The organism is Citrobacter sp. S-77, assembly GCF_963864895.1.
GTDB lineage: Bacteria > Pseudomonadota > Gammaproteobacteria > Enterobacterales > Enterobacteriaceae > Citrobacter > Citrobacter murliniae.
In genome coordinates, this window is the sequence record NZ_CAWLWU010000002.1 from 163,624 (window position 1) to 184,193 (window position 20,570).

Annotated in this window: 18 protein-coding genes; 5 read left to right on the forward strand and 13 right to left on the reverse strand. The window is 50.7% G+C overall.

Annotated elements, in window-relative coordinates:
- Window positions 1–5: 5 nt before the first annotated feature.
- The gene (gene phnE / locus AACS05_RS01490; RefSeq protein WP_045438742.1) at window positions 6–785 is read right to left on the reverse strand and encodes a phosphonate ABC transporter, permease protein PhnE; all 780 of its coding nucleotides are present in this window, start codon (window positions 783–785) and stop codon (window positions 6–8) included.
- On the opposite strand from phnE, the gene AACS05_RS01495 reads away from it, so the two are divergent.
- Complete coding sequence (locus tag AACS05_RS01495; RefSeq protein WP_190284583.1) at window positions 724–900, forward strand: hypothetical protein; 177 nt, start codon at window positions 724–726, stop codon at window positions 898–900. The genes phnE and AACS05_RS01495 overlap by 62 nt on opposite strands.
- Here AACS05_RS01495 and phnD read toward each other — a convergent pair.
- The 4 genes from phnD to AACS05_RS01515 all read right to left on the reverse strand — a co-directional run bounded on the left by phnD (window position 881) and on the right by AACS05_RS01515 (window position 3,745).
- Window positions 881–1,897, reverse strand: a complete 1,017-nt coding sequence (gene phnD / locus AACS05_RS01500; protein ID WP_045438745.1) for a phosphonate ABC transporter substrate-binding protein — start codon at window positions 1,895–1,897, stop codon at window positions 881–883. The genes AACS05_RS01495 and phnD overlap by 20 nt on opposite strands.
- Window positions 1,898–1,962: 65 nt before the next feature.
- A complete protein-coding gene (gene phnC, locus AACS05_RS01505; RefSeq protein WP_045438756.1) occupies window positions 1,963–2,751 on the reverse strand; it encodes a phosphonate ABC transporter ATP-binding protein in 789 nt (262 codons plus the stop codon).
- A gap of 132 nt (window positions 2,752–2,883) precedes the next feature.
- Window positions 2,884–3,330, reverse strand: a complete 447-nt coding sequence (gene yjdN / locus AACS05_RS01510; protein WP_045438759.1) for a VOC family metalloprotein YjdN — start codon at window positions 3,328–3,330, stop codon at window positions 2,884–2,886.
- A gap of 79 nt (window positions 3,331–3,409) precedes the next feature.
- Complete coding sequence (locus tag AACS05_RS01515; RefSeq protein ID WP_003031835.1) at window positions 3,410–3,745, reverse strand: zinc ribbon domain-containing protein YjdM; 336 nt, start codon at window positions 3,743–3,745, stop codon at window positions 3,410–3,412.
- A gap of 553 nt (window positions 3,746–4,298) precedes the next feature.
- Between AACS05_RS01515 and crfC the strand changes: the two genes are divergently transcribed.
- Together crfC and AACS05_RS01525 are read left to right on the forward strand one after the other, a co-directional pair.
- Window positions 4,299–6,653: a clamp-binding protein CrfC gene (gene crfC / locus AACS05_RS01520; protein ID WP_045438762.1), complete on the forward strand. Its 2,355-nt coding sequence runs from the start codon at window positions 4,299–4,301 to the stop codon at window positions 6,651–6,653.
- Window positions 6,650–7,543 carry a diguanylate cyclase regulator RdcB family protein gene (locus AACS05_RS01525; protein WP_045438764.1) on the forward strand — a complete coding sequence of 298 codons (894 nt, stop codon included), beginning with the start codon at window positions 6,650–6,652 and terminating at the stop codon, window positions 7,541–7,543. Before crfC ends, AACS05_RS01525 begins: the two co-directional genes overlap by 4 nt.
- Window positions 7,544–7,572: 29 nt before the next feature.
- Here the strand turns inward: AACS05_RS01525 and kdgT are convergent, their stop codons facing one another.
- The gene (gene kdgT, locus AACS05_RS01530; RefSeq protein ID WP_045438773.1) at window positions 7,573–8,571 is read right to left on the reverse strand and encodes a 2-keto-3-deoxygluconate transporter; all 999 of its coding nucleotides are present in this window, start codon (window positions 8,569–8,571) and stop codon (window positions 7,573–7,575) included.
- 699 nt (window positions 8,572–9,270) lie between these two features.
- Here kdgT and proP point away from each other — a divergent pair.
- Complete coding sequence (gene proP, locus AACS05_RS01535) at window positions 9,271–10,773, forward strand: glycine betaine/L-proline transporter ProP (protein WP_045438776.1); 1,503 nt, start codon at window positions 9,271–9,273, stop codon at window positions 10,771–10,773.
- A 104-nt stretch (window positions 10,774–10,877) separates the two neighbouring features.
- Window positions 10,878–10,967: an LpxT activity modulator PmrR gene (gene pmrR / locus AACS05_RS01540; protein WP_003826741.1), complete on the forward strand. Its 90-nt coding sequence runs from the start codon at window positions 10,878–10,880 to the stop codon at window positions 10,965–10,967.
- On the opposite strand, the gene pmrB is transcribed toward pmrR, so the two are convergent.
- The 7 genes from pmrB to melR all read right to left on the reverse strand — a co-directional run bounded on the left by pmrB (window position 10,961) and on the right by melR (window position 20,449).
- Window positions 10,961–12,034, reverse strand: coding sequence for a two-component system sensor histidine kinase PmrB (gene pmrB / locus AACS05_RS01545; RefSeq protein WP_167493969.1), 1,074 nt, complete (start codon window positions 12,032–12,034; stop codon window positions 10,961–10,963). The genes pmrR and pmrB overlap by 7 nt on opposite strands.
- A gap of 9 nt (window positions 12,035–12,043) precedes the next feature.
- The gene (pmrA, locus tag AACS05_RS01550) at window positions 12,044–12,712 is read right to left on the reverse strand and encodes a two-component system response regulator PmrA (RefSeq protein ID WP_045438788.1); all 669 of its coding nucleotides are present in this window, start codon (window positions 12,710–12,712) and stop codon (window positions 12,044–12,046) included.
- A gap of 4 nt (window positions 12,713–12,716) precedes the next feature.
- Window positions 12,717–14,354 (reverse strand): phosphoethanolamine transferase EptA, encoded by a 1,638-nt coding sequence (eptA, locus tag AACS05_RS01555; RefSeq protein ID WP_045438791.1) that lies wholly within the window; start codon window positions 14,352–14,354, stop codon window positions 12,717–12,719.
- Between the two features lie 147 nt (window positions 14,355–14,501).
- The gene (gene adiC, locus AACS05_RS01560) at window positions 14,502–15,839 is read right to left on the reverse strand and encodes an arginine/agmatine antiporter (RefSeq protein ID WP_045438795.1); all 1,338 of its coding nucleotides are present in this window, start codon (window positions 15,837–15,839) and stop codon (window positions 14,502–14,504) included.
- A gap of 127 nt (window positions 15,840–15,966) precedes the next feature.
- On the reverse strand, window positions 15,967–16,728 hold the full coding sequence (locus AACS05_RS01565; protein WP_045438799.1) for an AraC family transcriptional regulator: 762 nt from the start codon (window positions 16,726–16,728) through the stop codon (window positions 15,967–15,969).
- 320 nt (window positions 16,729–17,048) lie between these two features.
- Window positions 17,049–19,316, reverse strand: coding sequence for an arginine decarboxylase (gene adiA / locus AACS05_RS01570; protein WP_045438803.1), 2,268 nt, complete (start codon window positions 19,314–19,316; stop codon window positions 17,049–17,051).
- A gap of 200 nt (window positions 19,317–19,516) precedes the next feature.
- A complete protein-coding gene (gene melR / locus AACS05_RS01575; protein WP_045438806.1) occupies window positions 19,517–20,449 on the reverse strand; it encodes a transcriptional regulator MelR in 933 nt (310 codons plus the stop codon).
- Window positions 20,450–20,570 lie beyond the last annotated feature (121 nt).

Here is a 20,570-nt window from a genome sequence, read left to right on the forward strand (position 1 = left end):
GCTAATCAGATAAAGTGCTTACGTAAACGCTGGGAGAGGAAATCCAGCAGGCTGACGGTGACGATGATTAACACCATCAGGGCGCAGGTTTGCTGGAACTGAAAGCCGCGAATCGCCTCCCATAGCGTTACGCCGATCCCGCCTGCGCCGACCATCCCAACCACCGTGGCGGAGCGGACGTTGGACTCAAAACGGTACAGCGAGTAGGAGATGAGTAGCGGCATGACCTGCGGCAGAACGCCGTAGAGGATCTCTTCAATCTTGTTAGCACCGGTAGCGCGAATCCCTTCTACCGGACCGGGTTCAATGGCTTCTACTGCTTCGGAAAGCAGCTTGGAGAGCACCCCGGTGGTATGGATGAACAGCGCCATGACGCCTGCAAAAGGACCCAGGCCGACGGCGACGACAAACAGCATGGCGAAGACCATTTCGTTGATGGCGCGACAGGCGTCCATCGCCCTTCGCATCGGCTGGTAAATCCACCACGGCACGAGGTTATCGGCGCACATCAGGCCAAAAGGAATCGATAAAACAACAGCGAGGGCGGTACCCCAGACGGCGATTTGCAGAGTGACGGCCATTTCGCCCAAATAGTCCCGCCACTGGCTGAAGTCCGGCGGGAAGAAGTCGGCGGCGAAAGTCGCCATATTGCCAGAATCCTCGATCAGCGTGAGCGGGGCCATTTCGGCACCTTTCCACGAGACAACCAGCACGGCGAGAAGGATGGCCCAGCTCAGTAGCGAGAACCAGCTGCGCTTGGGTGGGGCGACGGTGATGGTTTGCATATTTGGCTCCGTTATTCTGTATTGCCGGATGGCGGCTTTGCCTGATCCGGCCTACGTTCGTAGGCCCGGTAAGCATCGCGCCACCGGGCAATCCGTTACTGCACCGCTTTGGTGACGCTGGTCATCGCACCCAGTGCAGCAGTCAGGCGGTCGAGGTCGTCGAGCTGTGCTTTCAGCGCTGAGGTTTTGCTGGTTTTCTCTTCTGCATTCAGCCCTTTGTTGTCCTTCACGCCCTGCATCTCTTTAAACAACGCCAACTGACGAATCGGCACCAGTTGCAGATCGCTGGAGGCGCGGAATGGCGCCCAGCCCAGACGTTCCAGAGTGGCTTTCTCTTCTGGTGTTTTGCCGTAGTTCATAAAGAAGTCGTACACCTTGTCCTTGGTGTTTTCGGAGAGGTTCTTACGCCAGACGATCGGATCGCCCGGGATCAGCGGTGACTTCCAGATCACCTTCAGTTCTTTTAGTTTGTCTGGCGCGGAGGTTTTCAGTTTGTCGAGGTTTTCGGTGTTGTTGGTTGCCACATCCACCTGCTTGTTGGCGACCGCCAGGGCGTTAGTTTCGTGCCCGGCGTTAACCGTGCGTTTGAAGTCGCTGGCAGAAATATTGTTTTTGGCGAAGACGTAGTAACCAGGAACAAGGAAGCCTGAAGTGGAGTTAGGATCGCCGTTGCCGAAAGTCAGATCTTTGCGTTTGGCGATCAGTTCGTTCAGGTTGTTGATCGGGCTGTCTTTGTTAACGATCAGCACGCTCCAGTAACCCGGCGATCCATCTGCGGCGACGGTCTGTGCAAAGACCTGTCCGTTGGCGCGGTCCACCGCTTCCATGGCGGAGAGGTTGCCGTACCAGGCGATATCGACTTTGTTAAAACGCATTCCCTGGATGATCCCGGCATAGTCCGGGGCAAAGAAGGCGTTCACTTTTACGCCCAGTGATTTTTCCATGTCCTTCAGGAACGGTTCCCACTGTGGCTTCAGGTTTTGCTGTGATTCAGTCGAAATAATGCCAAAGTTCAGCGCTTTTTCCTGCTCTTCGGCATGCGCCGGGCTTAACAAGGTACTGATGCTGAACATGCTGGTGAACGCCAGCGCGGCAACGGCCTTATAGCTCATGTTTTTTCCTCAACGAGTCATTGTTCCAGGCTATTTCACTTGTCAGCCTGGCCTTTTCAGTTCAATTAAGCAGCCTGCGCGTTCTGTTCGACGCGGTTCATGCTGCGGTAGAGATGATCAAATCGATCGTTATCGAAGTGTTGGCTGCTGCCATCAAAGAAGACGTTCCCCTGACGCAGTGCGACAATGCGTTCGCAGTAACGCAGGGCGTAATCCACCTGATGCAGCGTGACAACCACGGTGATACCGTCGGTCTGGTTAATGTCGCGCAGGGTGTCCATCACGATGCGCGCAGATTCCGGGTCCAGCGAGGCAATCGGCTCATCGGCGAGGATCACTTTTGCCTGCTGCATCAGCGCGCGGGCGATGGCGACGCGTTGCTGCTGCCCGCCTGAAAGCGTGGAAACGCGCTGATATGCAAAGTGCGCCATGCCAACGCGGGTTAGCGCCTGTAACGCACGTTGTTTCTGTTCTGACGTAAACCAGCTAAAACAAGTGCGCCAGAACGGTGTGCTGCCGAGCGCACCAATCAGCACGTTCTCCAGCACGGTCAGACGGTTCACCAGATTGAACTGCTGGAAGATGTAGCCGGTGTGAGCGCGGCTTTTGCGAATGTCGCGCGCCAGCCGGCCTTCACGCTGTACGGTGCGACCTAACAGTTCGACGTGACTGCCTGGTGATTTATCACCAGTAATCAAACCGCTTAAATGGCGTAAAAGGGTGGATTTGCCGGAGCCAGACGGCCCAAGCAGAGCGACCATCTCACCGGCACCGATATTGAGATCAACCGCGTTTAGCGCCTGATGTTGATTGAAGGATTTGGAGAGTTTTTCGACGCGAATAATCGTTTGCATGATGCGGCCTCCCTAAAAAAGTGGCCCCATCGTGGCGGATTAATGTGACATTTTCGTTAAAGGAAGGTTACCTGGCGATGAAGAGTTGAGCGAGATTTGATGACAGTACGGGAGGGCGAGCCTCCCGTCAGGTTACTCGGTTGGCTGCGGTTGCTTCACGACGTTAATCATCCATGGCACACCGTATTGATCGGTGACTTTACCGAATCCGTGCGCCCAGAAGGTTTCCTGCCAGTCCATTTCGATTTGGCCTTTGGCGGCAAGTTTGTCAAACCAGCGCTTCCCTTCGTCGACATGTTGCGTATCAAGAACCAGCGTGAAACCGGAATAATGTGCGTTTCCTGATGAAACAGCATCACTCATCATGATATCGCTGCCCGCGATACGCAGATTAGCGTGGGCTATTGCAGTATCGGGGAATTTCATACCTGAAGGGCAACCCTCTTCGCTGTCCTGTGCCGATTTGGGCATTTCACCAAAGTTGATTTTGTAGAGCAGCTCTGCGCCCAATGTCTGTTGGTAGTATGCGATGGCGTCGGCGCAATTGCCGGCAAAAGAGATGTAGGGACTTAATGGCATAATTTTTACCTCAGTAAAAGAAGCCAGTTAAGTGTAGTTAGCGTAAGCCCGGTAAGCGAAGCGCCACCGGGCATAATCATTAGTTCTTTTTCACGAACTCGGATTTCAGTTTCATTGGGCCAAATCCATCGATCTTGCAATCAATGTTGTGGTCGCCTTCAACCAGACGGATGTTTTTCACTTTGGTCCCAATCTTCAGCATTGAAGAGCTACCTTTTACCTTCAGATCTTTCACGACGGTAACGCTGTCGCCGTCGGCCAGCAGGTTGCCGTTAGCGTCTTTCACGATCAGTTCGTCGCTGTCCTGAGCCGGTTCAGCATCGTTCCATTCGTGGGCGCATTCCGGGCAAATGAACATGCCGTTATCTTCGTAAGTGTATTCGGAGTTGCATTGTGGGCAGTGTGGTAATGACATGTAGATTTCCTCAAAAGTCAGCAGGGGCAAAAGCGCCCAAAAATGGCAGATTGCCGAAAAAGGCCGCAATTATACATAAAATCCCTGCTTTTGTCGGGACTACTGTCCGATTAAGAAAAATGGCAGGCTGCAGTTAAACACCACAATACCTTTGCTTTCCAGTACCTGAAATCCGGACTGAATATTTTTTAAGGGAAATTGCTACGCTTTGTTATTTAAGATAAGGTGAGGCAAACCACCTGATATTCATAGGTCACACGACTTTCAGTATCACTTAGCCATTGTATGTGAATGCTTCACGACCCCTTAATTTAGGTAGGGGAATTAAGCTGGCATTTTTTAAAACTGAACTACTCTCTTTATCTTTCTTACTTAATACAGTAAGTGAGAGGCCTCAGGCCAACGGTTATACATTGAATTCTATATTAAAAATATCAATTGGTTGTTTTGATTTTTAATTATTTCCACACGTAATTATAAAAGCCAAAAGTCTATAAATAAAACGATTTGGCTAAATAAAAGCACTGCTATTTGCGTTAAGGAAAAATTTTCCATGTACACACAGACAATATATGAATTAAGTCAGGAAGCTGAACGCTTGCTGATGCTCTCTCAGGAACATCTCAAGCAATTACAAAAATTGCCCGCGACATCGTTGGATAACGTCACGCAGAAAGAAGGAGAGCATAGCGGACAGGTACAGCCCCTGCATTTCAGTGCGCGTGGCATGGATGTCCAGCAGGCAACGCTCAACAATGAGCTGCGAAAGATAACGCGTCTGGAGATGGTGCTGGCTATTGTCGGCACCATGAAGGCGGGTAAATCGACGACAATAAACGCGATTGTGGGTACGGAGGTTCTGCCTAATCGTAATCGCCCGATGACGGCGCTGCCGACGCTTATCCGCCATACGCCAGGTCAGAAAGAGCCGGTGCTGCATTTTTCTCATGTTGCACCGATTGATGCCTTGATGAATTTATTACAGCAGCGCGTGCGGGAGTGCGATCGCCAGCTTCTGACTCAGACGCTGGAAATTGATAAGGATATGAATGCCCTGCTTCAGCGTATTGAAACCGGCGTGGCATTTGAACGGTATTATCTTGGCGCAGAACCTATTTTCCACTGTCTCAAAAGTCTGAACGATCTTGTGCGTCTGTCAAAAGCGCTGGAGGTCGATTTTCCTTTTTCCGCTTACGCAGCGATTGAGCATATTCCGGTTATTGAAGTTGAGTTTGTGCATTTGGCCGGGCTGGCGAGCTATCCGGGGCAATTGACCCTGCTGGATACGCCGGGGCCAAATGAGGCGGGGCAGCCGCACTTACAAAAGATGCTTAATGAACAGCTGGCGCGGGCTTCAGCGGTGCTGGCGGTGATGGATTATACCCAACTGAAATCTATTTCGGATGAGGAAGTCCGTCAGGCCATTACAGCGGTTGGAAAGTCGGTGCCGTTGTACGCTCTGGTGAATAAATTCGATCAGAAAGACCGCAATAGTGATGATGAAGAGCAGGTGCGGGCGTTGATTTCCGGTACCTTGATGAAAGGCGCTATTACACCTGAACGTATTTATCCGGTTTCTTCAATGTGGGGATATCTGGCGAACAGGGCGCGTCATGAGTTGACGACTAACGGGCGGTTGCCGGATCACCATAAACAACGCTGGGTACAGGATTTTGCCGAAGCGGCGCTCGGCAGGCGCTGGCGAACCACCGATCTTGATGATACGGAGCATATTAGGCATGCCGCCGATTTGCTTTGGGAAGATTCATTGTTTGAGCAGCCGATTCAAAAATTGATCCATGCTGCCTACGCTAATGCTTCGCTCTATGCACTACGCTCTGCGTCACATAAGTTATTGAACTATGCGCAAAGCGCGCATGAATACCTGGAGTTTCGCTATCACGGCTTAACAGTAGCGTATGAAAAGCTGCAGCTGAATGTCAGCCATATTGAAGAAGATATGCAGCAGCTTCAGGTGAGCCAGGAGCGGGTGAGTGATGAAGTTAACCACGAGGTTGAGCTGGCGCTGGAATCTGCCACGGCGTTTCTCAATCAACAGCAAGCCGATATTCTTTTTAGAATTAATGCGTTCTTTGCAAAAGAAAACGTGTTGAGGATTTCACAACACGGTATGGGAGCGTCCATTGCAGCGGCGGAAATGGCGGGTGAAATGCTGGTGCTGCATGACGAAGGGCAAGCGAAGATTGTATTAGATAAAATTCGGTCGTCCTGTGAAGTCGTCCTGCTGGCAGCGCAGGAGAATATCAGTCGCGATTTGGCGTTGCGTTTTGAGCAACTGGAGTCGACGCTGTCGCGGACGTTAAACGAGGCCATGAGGCCAATTGAGCTGCGGGTGAAAGAGGAACTGAGCCATACCGGATTTCGTGCGCGGATCCGTTTTCCGGCATTTCATGCGGCGATGTTCAACTTCAATACTCGCCAGTTGTTTAACGAAGCCATTGAACAGGATATGCCGTCGGAAAATACCACCTCCACGGTGGGAGGCGTGCGGGACACCTTCTCCCGCTGGCTGAACCAGCCAAACTGGGGATGGAATGATTACGTTGAAACCAAAACGCGTTACCTGATTGATATGAGCGTACTGCACAAGAGCCTGGTGCAGTACGTCACCCTGTTTTGCCAACAAATCCGTAAAGCTTTAGTGGCGCAGGTCGATATTTCCGTTACGGCAGGTATGGCAACGTTTTTTGCCGATTTTTCACTGAGCCTGACGCAATTACAGGCGAGCCTGCGTGAGAGTTTGGCCCTGCGTCAGCAAAATGAATCTGCAGTGAATGCCCTGAGTGAGCAATTACAGCATCGTATTGCGACTGCGGCATGGATTTATGAAGATTCTCGCTTGCTACGTGACGATATTCACACCCTTTTTGCAGTAGAGCATACATGACTAACGTGTTACTGGAAGGCCCAGGGCGGACGCTGGAGTGTGTCTACCCGAAGTTTATGGTCGATCTGGTTCAGGGAGATGAAACCAAACGTTCCGGCGGTTTTCTGCAACAGCAGAAGCGACTGCGCGCGCGCCTGACGCAAGAAGTGTTATCCCAGACTCAGCTTCGGGCGTGGGTTATGGCGGGAGTGTCCAGCGAGCACCTGGTTATGCGTCTTAAGCTGGTGGAGAAACTGGCGGGAATGATCGATCCGGGGCATCTGGCGCTGATGCGTATTGCTGAACGACTGTTGTTTATGCATCAAATGGAAAATCCGCGCGGTCAGGCCACCCAGGGCGTAATGCTGCAGATAAGCGCACTCTCCGACTGGTTTACACAACGCAGCGCTTATAAAAAGAAGGCGCTTGTCCAACGAGGGCTGACTGTCCAGGCAGGTGAACATAGCGAACAAATTTTTACTCGCTGGCGTGCTGGCGCTTATGACGGCTGGTCATTGCCGGGGCGCTGCTTCATCGCGCTGGAGGAGCTACGTTGGGGAGCCTTTGGAGATGCCTGTCGGCTGGGGAATGCCGATGTGGTATCGATGCTAAAAGACAATCTGCGCACGATGGCTACCCAGGCGCTGGCACATAGCGTAAATGCTGCACCTACTACGCGTCATTATTATCACCAATGGCTCAGTACACCTGCTGTCGGCGGATCAAGTGAACACAACGATATGCTGAGCTGGCTTGGTGACTGGTGTGATGCAGAGCGGCATCCGGTGAGCTGGTCGGTAACGCAGCGTTGGCAAAATGTGGCGTTGGGAATGCCGAGGCTGTGTTCGGCAAAGCGGTTAGTTGATGCGATGGTTGAAGAGATTTTTGCACCGTCCTCTCTCATGGGTTGAGAGGGGACGGTGAGTACGTTGGGGCAAACTTAGTGGTGCAGAGAATCCGCTGGTGTGGCCGCAGTCTCTGTGACGACCGGCTGTTTGTTAAAACGTTTGGCGTACAGCGCGGTGATAATTGGTACCAGAATCGCAGTGACAATAACGCTGGCGGCAACCAATGCCGTCGCTGAGGCGGCAACGGGTTCAAATGCCGGGTTAATCTGAGCGATGATCACCGGATTTGCCACCGCAGCACCTGCCGCAGAAGAGGCTGCAACGCCCGCAGTACCGTTCCCTCCGCCAATGACACGGTCGGCAATAATCAGCGGGATACCAGTAATAACGATTACCGCGACACCCAGCAGGATACCCAGCAGACCGGTATCAACAATGACGCTCAGGTTAATGGTGTTACCCAGCGCGAAGCCGAAGAACGGAATCAGCACCGGCGTCGCTTTGCTGAAGAAGGAACGCAGGTCGTGATCCAGGTTACCCAGCGCAAAGCCAATCAGGAACGGTAAGACTGCACCGACGAAATGGTGCGGTTCGAAGGAAGCGAGGCCTGCAGAACCCAGGATAACCATAGTCATTAACGGGCCAGACTCCAGTGACATCAGAACGAATGCGCCGGACTCTTCTTTAGTACCGTACTGATTCATCAGGCTGGCGTACAGACCACCGTTGGTCATGTCCATTGCCGAGACAATCGCCAGAACGGAAAGACCCGCAAAGAAACCAGTTTGAATACCTGTGTCAGGGATAAATGAAGCGGCAATCATTGCCACTGCCCAGGCCACGGCTATTTTGGTTAATACCAGCGTACCGGATTTGCGTAATACCGTTCCGGTTGCGCGTAAATCAATAGATGCGCCAATACAAAAAAACCACACAGCCAGAATCGGAACGGTGCCGCTGATCATTCCTTTTGTAAATGAACCGAAATAAGCACCGGTATCGGGAGCTAACGTATTTAATACTGCGCCTAATAACAGTGGAATCAACATCATTCCGCCGGGGATGCGTTCAATCGTGGCTTTAATTTTCATAAACGTCCTCATGTCTTGTCGCTGGTATCAAACGCGCAAGAAATTAAAAATTATTTAAATTCAAATGGTTACTTAAAAATAACAACAAAGAAAACGGCTATCTCTTTGTTTTATAAAATCTAACGCGGCATACGTTGAGCATCTAACTGCTCCCAGGGATATTGCGTCTGGAATTAGTGTGCATTCATGAGAACGATGATTCAATCAAAATAAAACGGTGTTTTAGTTATCTTCATCACATATTCCGAGCAAAAATTCCTAAAGCTTCCGGCTATTAAAAAATCTGTGAATTTTTTGTGAAGGGATTAGATGTTTTTTTCGCTAGCAGAATAATAATGACTGCGGTGATTGTTGGTGCGACAGGGTGATTCTCTTGTAGATAATTGCCAATAAATCGCAACGACTTTATGTAAAAAAGCTGACTAAGAATGACCTTATTTACGCATGTTGACGAAATGAAAAACTATGTGTGAAGTTGATCACAAATTTAAACGCTGTTAGGGTAAAGAGGTCATTAACCGCCCAATCAGGCGTCAACAGGTTCGGTTGTACTGCACACTTCAGGTCAGTGTAAGTAAACCTGCTACGCTTGTTACAGGGATTGCGCCAGTGCATTCCCCGCAAGGCCGATGACCTTAGCGCATGCTGCGTTGAGTGATTCGTTCTGTGCGCGACAGGGCTAAGTCTAAGAGGACAGGTATGCTAAAAAGGAAAAAAATAAAACCTATCACGCTTCGCGACGTCACCATTATCGATGACGGTAAACTGCGAAAAGCCATTACCGCTGCGTCGTTAGGTAATGCAATGGAGTGGTTTGATTTTGGTGTTTATGGGTTTGTAGCTTACGCATTAGGTAAAGTGTTTTTCCCGGGGGCTGACCCCAGCGTGCAGATGGTTGCTGCACTTGCCACCTTCTCCGTTCCCTTTCTGATTCGACCGCTTGGCGGATTGTTCTTCGGTATGCTCGGCGATAAATATGGTCGCCAGAAGATACTTGCTATCACGATTGTGATTATGTCGATAAGTACGTTCTGTATCGGACTTATCCCTTCGTATGCCTCCATTGGTATCTGGGCGCCAATACTGCTGCTGCTGTGTAAGATGGCGCAGGGCTTCTCAGTGGGTGGGGAGTACACCGGCGCATCAATTTTCGTCGCGGAATACTCTCCCGACCGTAAGCGTGGGTTTATGGGGAGCTGGCTGGATTTCGGCTCCATCGCGGGATTTGTGCTGGGTGCGGGCGTCGTGGTGTTGATCTCCACCGTCGTCGGTGAGGAGAATTTCCTTGACTGGGGCTGGCGTATTCCGTTCTTCCTCGCGTTGCCGTTAGGGTTGATTGGTCTGTATCTGCGTCACGCTTTGGAAGAGACTCCGGCGTTTCAACAGCACGTTGATAAGCTGGAGCAGGGCGACCGTCAGGGTTTGCAGGAAGGGCCGAAAGTCTCCTTTAAGGAAATTGCGACCAAGCACTGGCGTAGCCTGCTGGCGTGTACTGGTCTGGTGATTGCGACAAACGTCACCTATTACATGCTGCTCACTTATATGCCGAGCTACCTGTCGCATAACCTGCATTATTCTGAAGATCACGGTGTGCTGATTATTATCGCCATCATGATCGGGATGCTGTTTGTACAACCGGTGATGGGGCTGCTCAGCGACCGTTTCGGGCGTCGTCCGTTTATTATTATGGGCAGTATTGCGCTGTTTGTGCTGGCGATCCCGGCATTCATTTTGATTAACAGCAACATTATCGGCCTGATTTTCGCTGGTTTATTGATGCTGGCGGTGATCCTCAACTGCTTTACCGGGGTAATGGCATCATCGTTACCGGCGATGTTCCCGACGCACATTCGTTACAGTGCGCTGGCTGCGGCGTTTAATATTTCGGTATTGATTGCCGGTTTGACCCCAACGCTGGCCGCCTGGCTGGTGGAAAGTTCGCAGAATCTGATGATGCCTGCTTACTATCTGATGGTGATTGCGGTGGTGGGTTTAATTACCGGTGTGACCATGAAAGAGACCGCTAATCAGCCACTGAAAGGAGCGACCCCTGCGGCTTCGGATATACAGGAAGCGAAAGAAATCCTCGGTGAGCACTACGATAACATCGAGCAGAAGATTGAAGATATCGATCAGGAAATTGCTGAATTGCAGGTCAAGCGTTCGCGACTGGTACAGCAGCACCCGCGTATTGATGAGTAATCTTTTCCTGTAAGCCAGGGCTTAGAGCCTAATAGGGCAGGCTCTTAAGGTTGGCTTAATCTCTGTCAGGCAAACTCTCCTCCAGATTATTGGAGGAGAGTGTCATGAAAACCCGTATTTATGAAAGTTTAACCACCGTATGCAGCGTGCTGATCGTGAGCAGCTTTTTGTACGTATGGGTGAGCTCTTACTGATCTTTCTCCAGCACCACCCAGGCTCGGGTGCCGGTAGTTCCGACGCGATTCTGCAAGAAGAACTGGCCATGGTGGAGCTGGGTTATACGGCTAACAATACTCAATCCCAGGCCAATGCCGCCGAAACGACTGTCCATGCGTACAAACGCCTGGCTTAACTCCCCGCATTTACTTTCATCAATTCCTGGCCCTTCATCCTCGACGGCCATCAACGCATCGTGTTCTGTGTTTAGGACAATCGTAATATTGGTGCCTTCCGGGCTGTAACGATGTGCGTTTTCCACCAGGTTTCGCAGCAGCATACGCAGCAGCGTGACGTCACCCCGGACGACGACATCCGTGGCGCTCTCTGGTAGTAATAGCGTCTGTTGCCGCTGGTCCAGCATAGTGCTGAGCTCATCGTAGGAAGGCAATATCACGTCTTCCAGTAGTTTCACATGCTGGTAATTCCCGGCGGAAAACGACTGACCCACACGGGCGAGCTGCAGTAGCTGCGACACGCTGTCCATCATTTGGTCAAGACGGGCAATCAACGGCGAAACGTCAACGTTGTGGGCTTTTGACAGCAGTTCCAGGTGCAGGCGAACGCCGGATAACGGCGTTCGAAGCTCGTGGGCGACATCGGCGGTAAACAGACGTTCGTTTTCGATGGTGGTGGTCAGTCGCGTCACCAGTTGATTGAGTGCCGAGACTACCGCCTGGATCTCAATGGTCGAGCTGCGAATAGCGATAGGAGTCAGGTTATCTGCCGTACGTGCTTCTAACTCTTTTTGTAAATCAGCAAGGGGACGGGTAATACGCCGTACTGCCTGATAGCAAATAATCAGCGTCAGGCTGACCATAAAGATACCGGGGACGATCAGGCTGGCGATGGCCTCGCGGATCTCATGCATGATGTGGCGATCGTTGTTACGGTTTTCGCGTAACGCCTGCTCGAACAGCTGTATTTGTTCAGTGCTTTCGTGCCATAGCCAGAAGGTACTAATCAGCTGAAAGACCAGCAGAATAAGGCCAATCGTCAGCATCAGGCGGTGACGAAGCGGGAGCGGTTGTTTTAAAAAATGTATCAGCTTCACTTAGCTTTCCCCGGTAGCAACCAGCATGTAGCCAAATCCTCTGACCGTGCGGATGCGTGATTTCCCGACTTTGTCGCGCAGATTGTGAATGTGGACTTCAAGCGTATTTGTCGACGGCTCGTTATCCCAACTGTAGATGTCGTTATACAGAATTTCCCGGTGTACCGGGCTGCCCGCTTTGAGCATCAACCGCGACAGTAGCGCGTACTCTTTGGGCGTTAAGATAACCTCTTGTCCGTCCAACCACACCTGGCGACGACCAATATTCAGCGTCAGGTTACCGATAATAAGTTCACTCTCACCCTGGTTGTTATGACGACGTAATAGCGCCCGGATGCGGGCGTGCAGTTCCTCCAGGGCGAAGGGTTTTACCAGATAGTCATCGGCACCGACGTCCAGTCCGTTGATACGATCTTTGAGCGTGTCACGAGCGGTGAGGATCAGTACCGGTAGGGTATATTTCTTCTGCCTGATACGGTTCAGAAAATGCAGGCCGTCTTCATCGGGTAAACCGAGATCCAGAACTACCAGACTATAATGTCCGCTCTCCAGGCAATGCTCTGCTGCACGAGCGGTTGACACGCCATCGCAGGCGTAACCTTCCGTTTGCGCGGCGAGTATCAGCCCCTGTAGCAACAGCGTATCGTCTTCAACAATCAAAATTTTCATTCGGTTAGCCTCCCCTGCATGGTTGCAGAATATCATCTGCGCCCTGGTAATAGGTTGTCTGTACGCCTGTTAATCCCAGTAGGGTTGAGAAGAGATTATCCTGTGAGAAATCTTCAGCGTTTGCCCGTTTTTGCAAACATGTCTGAGAGATCTGGTAGCGCTGCTGGTAATCCTCTGACAACCAAAGCAGCATCGGTACATGCTTTTGTGTGTCCGGTGCAATCGAATACGGCAGGCCGTGCAAATAGACGCCATTTTCCCCTAAAGATTCACCGTGATCGGAAAGATAGACCAGACTGGTAGTGAAATTATCCTGATGCGCTTTCAGTATATTAATCGCTTTATCAACAATATAGTCGACGTACAGGATGGTGTTGTCGTAGGTATTCACCAGTTGTTGCTGTGAGCAGGTCTGGATTTCGTTCGTGTCGCAGGTGGGGGTAAATTTCTTAAACTGTGGCGGATAGCGATTGTAATAGGTCGGACCGTGACTGCCGATAGTGTGCAGTACAATCACGCCATCACCCTGCAACTGATTAATGTACTCTTCCAGCCCGTGGAACAGGACTTCGTCATAGCATTCACCGTCAATACACTGCCCCGACAGGTTCAGCTCGGTCATATTCTGATGCGGTACGCGGTCACATGCACCTTTACAGCCGCCGTCATTATCATTCCACAGCACGTTAACCCCCGCCCGTTGAATGATGTCGAGTATGCCTTCCTGGTGGTGCGCCAGCTCTTCATCATAATGTGCGCGCGGCATGTCGGAGAACATGCAGGGTACGGAAACGGCTGTCGCCGTACCGCAGGAGGTGGTGCGCGGGAAATAGACCACGTTATCTTTTTCCAGCAGAGGATTGGTCTGGCGCGAATAACCCGACAGCGAGAAGTTATCGGCGCGCGAGGTTTCGCCGAGAACCACAATGGTGAGGTTTTTACGTTTTTCTTTTGTCATCAATGGATTGCGATGAGCATCTTCACCGATGCGTACCAGTGGCAGATTAGCCAGCCGTTGGTGGGAATACCAGGACGACGTGGCCACAATGCTGTTAGACGGGCTGAGGGACTTAACCAACTCTTTGTTATTGCGAAACAGCGAAGCGTAATCTTTATAGAAGAAGGCGGCGACCAGCACGATCAGCAGAGCGGATACCAGTATATTTGCCCCTCGATACAACACGCTACGCAATACTGGCGCTGCCGGTTTGATTTTGATCCAGCAAGCGATTACCGCTGCCAGGATGCCGCTGAATCCAAGCGTCACGATCATTTGCGGCGTCAGCAGGGCGAAGGTTTCCGCTGGTGTGGTATCCATCATATTGGCGATCATCGAGCGGTCGATGATGATGCCGTAAGTCATAATGAAATACTGGGCAGATGCGCCTGCCAGAATGAAAATGCAGGCCAGCAGGCGGTTAAGCCACAGGAAAGAGGCCAGCGTCAGTACAATGTTCATAACGCTGAAGGCAACTACCAGCATTGATAAAAATACCAGTACGTTGCGCAGGGAATCCAGCGGCAGGTCTTGTAGTACCTGTTTGTAGAACGCAATGTTCAGGAAGGTCGCAAGATAAAATGAGATCAGCAGAAGCCAGCTGATTTGCCCGAAAGTCGGTCTTTTAAACAGGAGCTTTAACATTAAGGGGGTTCCATCAACTAAGTGGGGCAGATCCTCTCAAAGTAAAATTAAGCCAACCTTAAGTTCTTAATGTTTGCATTTACCGGCTGGTTGCGTGATGAGTAAGCCCGATGAGCTGGTGCTATCGGGCTTCAGTGAGCATCGAAATTAATTACGGTTAACCGGAGCATCTAACGGATACGGGTTTTTATGGATCCGGTTGTAATTGAGGGCATACAGCGCGGTGATGATCATCAGCATCACGAACGACCACATTACCTCTTTGGCACCAGAGCCAACCACGGCCCAGATGCAGTAGACAAATGCCACGAAGGTCACCACTAAGTACAGTGGACGCGCTTTACCAAAGTGACCGTGGCCCAGCAGCAACAGGGCGGCGCAGGTATAAAGATACGGTACCAGCGTGAAGATGACGGATACCGAAGAGACCAGACCAAACTCTTTTGCGGCATTCGGCGACATGCTACTGAACTGGAAGATAGTCATCAGGATACCGACGATAATTAACCCGGCAACCGGGGTACCGGCTTTGTTAACGCGGGCGAAAATCGGCGGGAACAGACCATCATCAGCTGCTGCTTTTGCTGTCTGTCCAGCAAGTAGCGTCCAGCCGCCCAGTGACCCCAGGCACCCTGCAGCCGCACAGAATGAGACGATCGCCCCGGCGGTGTTACCCAGCGCCATTCGTGCTGCATCACCGAACGGAGAGGCAGAGACGCGCAGTGCAGCGTTAGGGATCATACCCATAATCGCCGTTGTGGAGAGTACGTAGCAGACGGCGGCAATTAGCACCCCGCCAATAGTGGCGATAGGAACGTTACGTTTGGGGTTTTTGACTACGCCTGCTGCCACAGAGGCACTTTCCACCCCGATAAATGACCACAGAGTGACGTTTAAAGTGCTTTGGATTGCGCCGAAGGTGTTCATGCCGCTGACGTTCCAGGCTGCCATATAGGTTTCACCACGGAACCAGAACCAGCCGAAGACCGCAATCCCGACAATAGGCACCAGCGCCAGCACGGTCGCCACGGCCTGCACGCGGGTGATCATTTTCGGCCCGACGATATTCAGCAAAACGAAGATCCACAGTACGGCCACGCAGGTTAGCGTTAAGACCAGTGGGTCTTTTAAGACAGGAAAGAAGTAGCTCAGGTAACCAACGCCAATCACCACCATTGCGATGTTACCGATCCAGCAGGCCAGCCAGTACAGCACGTTAGTCTGGTAGCCTAAAAAAGGCCCGAAGCAACGGCGTGCATAAGCGTATGAACCACCGGGACTGGAGTCTAAGGACGACATTTTGGCGTATACCATCGACAGTGCCAGAGCACCGATAATAGTGACCAACCATCCGTAGATTGCAATCCCGCCAGTTGACGCAAGGTTTGCGGGTAGCAGGAATACACCGGAACCCATAATATTCCCCGACACCATAAGGGTGACGGGGATTAAGCCCACTTTATGAGCATCAGCATCCGTCGACATATTTTTTTACTCCTGATAAGGATAAATGACGACGTATCATACCTCTTCACACGGCTATTTTATGATGTCGGAAAAGGGGTATCGCTAATGCTGATATTATTGTGGCTTATCGCTTAATGGTTAAAAATCAGGCAGCCGAACGTTCCCGATAATGACTTACATAATGCAGTGGCGTCATGCCATAGAACTCTTTGAATACGGAAATAAAATATGACGTGCTGTTATATCCGCACAACTGAGATACCTGTGAAATATTTTTTCCGTCCATCATTAATTGATTAACTGCATATCGCATTCGACAGGTGGTAATTATTTGACTGTAACTTGTATTTTCACTTTTAAGCTTTTTCTTTAACAAACTGGGGCTCAGGCATAAGCAACTGGCGACCATGCTTAAATTCCAGTCTTTATGAATATCGCTCTCAATGATGTGGTAAACGCAGTCGCTGATACGGTTGCGTAGCATATGCATGAGGAGGGAGATAAACTTTTTACTGTCGAGAAAACGTGATAACACAGTGAATAACAACGAGCGTTTACGTTCGGATTCACTTTCATTCTGGCTATCCATCACGCTGTGTTGAGCGGCGACCCGAAAGACATCCGGCGTCAGGCAGACGGCGGTCATTACCGGGTTGGCACTGCGTTGCCAGAGGGGGATCTGTGACAGATCTTTATTTAAGAACCGTAAGTAATCTTTAATGATACTGCGGCTGATATGGACAACCAGCGCATTATTGAGTGAAGAGAAGTCGATAATATTATTTTCACAAGCTAATAACGCCATATGGTTAGCTTTTAAACTGATGGCTTCTTTTCCGTTAATCCTTAACCAAACATCTTTCTCCGTTAATACAACAACACAAGCTTCTTTGCTGCAAACCCTCATACCCGAACTCCTGGAATATGAACATAAAATACCGTTGCTCACCAAGGGGTGAACAATACCGGTTAAATGGAATTGTATGATGAATCAAGACCTGCGTTAAAATAGCGTGATTTAAAGTAATTACAATATTTTTAGGAATTATCGCGGTGTACATAATTATTTACGCAAGTGGCAATACGCTTTTTTTGTATAAAAAAAGCGCGGGGTGGTCCCGCGCAAAAAGGTATGACAATGTTATTGTTTTGCAGCAATACTCAGGAATTACTCAATTATCATGTGTCAACCTTGAAAGCAGAAAAGCAGACTAAGCAAAAAAAGACTTATGCTTTCACGCACATGACGTGATACACACCGTCAATAATTTCCGTTCCTTCGGTTTCATGTTCAAAGCCAGGGAAGTGATGGTCCCAGGACTGCAACGAACGCAGGTATCCGATCTGCGGGCTGTTGGCGTCGCCAAAATTTTCACCGGACAGCAGCATAGGAATTCCCGGTGGGTAAGGAATTACGGAATTTGCTGCGATACGGCCCTGCAGATTTTCGATGGCCACCATCTCAACGTTGTCGCTTACTATCGCGTTATAAGCTTCACGCGGGGTGATTTCCGCGACAGGCAGGCCGGAGTAGGCCGCATTGAGTTTGCTGCCAGGGTTGTTTTCTTTCAGCCATGCAAACATGGTGTCGCCCAGGTCGTGAATGCCCATGTTTGCGTAAGTGTCGGGATGTTCCTCTACCAGTTCAGGCATAACCTGCGACAGCGGAGTATTGGCATCGTAGTGGTGTTTGAAAGAGCATAGTGTGTTGATTAATGTGCCCCATTTCCCACGGGTGATACCCATTGAGAACAGGAACATAATCTGGAAATCGGTAGTACGTGTTGGCACGATACCGTGACGTCCAAGCCAGGCTGTGACCAGAGCTGCCGGTACGCCGGACTCTTCCAGTTCGCCATCGTCGCCCATACCCGGTGCCAGAATGCTGACTTTAATCGGGTCCAGCATGCTCCAGTTATCCGGCAGGTCTTTAAAACCGTGCCAGGATTCACCCGGCCGCATCACCCAGCAATTTTGGTCAGTGGTCAGGAGTTGGGTTGGCGCGTCAGCAAAGTCATAGGTTTTGCCGGTCTGCGGATCGGTTACGACCTCTTTGTTCCACGGTTTGAAGAACCAGTCTCCCTCGGTAGTGAACTCTTTGTATAACCGCGCCATGGCTTGACGGAAGTCGACTGCTTCGTCGATCACTTCCTGAGTCAGCGACAGGCCGCTGTTGCCGTCCATCATGGAGACTGCCACGTCGTTCGATGCGCAGATGGCATATAACGGCGAGGTGGTGGCGTGCATCATATACGCCTGGTTAAAGCGGGAGAAATTGACGGCACCGCGACCTTCACGAACGTGAATGTAAGAGGCCTGAGAGAGAGCATTCAGCAGTTTATGGGTCGAGTGGGTGGCAAAAACGGTTGGGCCGTTATGGTCGCCAGGCTCGCCACGCATTGCGTAGTGATCGGAATAGATCGGGTTGAAGCGGGCATAGCCGTACCAGGCTTCATCGAAGTGAATGCGATCGCTGGTTTGCGCTAACAGATCCTGCGCTTCTTTCGCGTTGTAGCACACACCGTCGTAGGTGCAGTTGGTTACAACGCTGTATGACGGTTTTTGTCCTGCTTTACCTTTAGTCAGCGGGCTTTCGCTGATTTTTTTCTGCAGAGTTTCTGGCTGCATTTCCTGCGGGTAGATAGGCCCGATAATGCCGTAGCGGTTGCGGCTTGGCACCATATACACCGGTTTTGCTCCGGTGAGGATTAACCCCTGTTCGATAGATTTATGGCAGTTACGGTCCAGCACCACCACGTCGTTATCGGTCATGCATGCCTGCATGATAGTACGGTTAGAGCCGGAGGTTCCGACTACCACGGACCAGGAACGGTCTGCGCCGAACACGCGGGCGGCATTTTTTTCGCTTTCACCAAATGCGCCTGTGTGGTCGAGTAAAGACCCGAGATTGGTACGTTCAATCCCCATGTCGGTACGGAACAGATTCTCACCGTAGTAGTCATGGTACAGGCGACCAGCAGGCGTTTTGGTGAAACCGACACCGCCCTGGTGACCGGGCGCTGCCCAGGAATATTCATGGACATTGCTGTATTTCATCAGGGCGTTGAACAGCGGTGGTAATAACTGTTGACTGTAACGGGTCATCGCCGCCATGGCGCGACCCGCGATAAAGTCAGCGCTGTCTTCAAGAATCCAGGCGAATTCATCGACAAGCTCCAGCAGGTCGCGATCCAGTGACGCGGTGGCCTTTTCCCGATCGCCCAACAGGAAAACAGGGACGTTTTGTTGGCGTTCGTGAAGCTTACCGATCAATTGCCTGACATTCAGGTGTTCATCTTGTTGTTCCATTTGATAGCTGAACATCAGGCAATCAATGGCTTCATTCGCGGCGAGGATGGCGTAACCGTCGTCGAATGAGGTGGACTTAATGACGGTAACATTTTGCCGACTTAAAGCATCAGCCAGACGTTCGACAGCGCTACCGACCCAGGTGTCCTGATGCAGAAATTCACTTTCAACAATTAATACTTTCATCGTCTTTTCCCGTAGTGGAGGATGTGTGACGAGGGCAAGTATTTACCTGATAAATAAGTGAGTAAAGCGGTCAATAAACAGACTGTTTGAGGTTTTTATCCTTTATAAACAATTTATTAGATAAAGGATTGAGCCGTTTCTGTCCCCTGTTTATCGACAGGGGAATTATTTTTTTGGCTGATAGTGATATTGCCAGGTGCTCAGGTCGTTGAGGATTGCCGCCGTTGTTGGCTCAGCTTGCGGTATTGCTGTGGCGACATACCAACGAACTTGTTGAAGGTGTCGTAAAAGCGGCTGCTGGAGCGAAACCCAGCGGTCAGTGCGACATCCAGAATTGTTTTATCGGTATCGCTAAGTAGTGCGCGGACGTGGTTGATACGCATTGCGGTAATGTATTGCTTCATGGTGAGTTGCATTACGCGCTGGAAAATCCCCATCGCATAATTGGCATTGAGTTTTACGTGTTCCGCAACATCGTTGATGGTGAGTGCTTGATCGTAGTTGTCAGCGATAAAGCTCAGCATCTGGCTTACGTAAAACTGGGCGTGCCGGGATACGCTGTTTTTGTGTGTGCGCGAGGTTTTATTGACCAGGATTGGCTGCCAGCCAGAAAGGTTAAACCGCTTAAGCATCAGGCCAATTTCATCGATGGCAAGCTGGCGGATTTGTTCGTTCGGGCTGCTCAGTTCCTGCTGCCAGCGCTGAACTTCAAAAGTGCTCAACTGCTGTGTGGCCAGTGATTTTATCACCATGCCGTGGGTGACGTGATTGATCAGCTCGCGGTCCAGTGGCCAGGAGAGAAACAGGTGCATAGGTAAATTGAATATCGCCATGTTCTGGCAGGTGCCGATACGCGTCAACTGATGCGGTGTACAGGCCCAGAATAGCGTGATATGGCCCTGTTTTATCTGCACCACTTCGTTATTGATCAGATACTCAACATCACCATCGAACGGGACGTTGACCTCCACCTGGCCATGCCAGTGGCTGGTGGTCATGGCTTGCGGCGGGCGCAGTTCGATATCCATACGTTGATATTCAGAGTACAGCGTTAGCGGGCTACGAGTCTGCGGTTCATCACTATTGCACATGTGCGGATCAAGGGGGAGGTGTGGCGTTGGCAGCGTATTCATGGTTGCTCCATTTCCTGAATTATCAGAATCATGCCATTTGCCGATGGATAAGACTGAGAATTGAGGCGCAAATCGCTCCACTGCGAGTGTAGATAGTCAGATTTTTGGGTCGCATACTCTG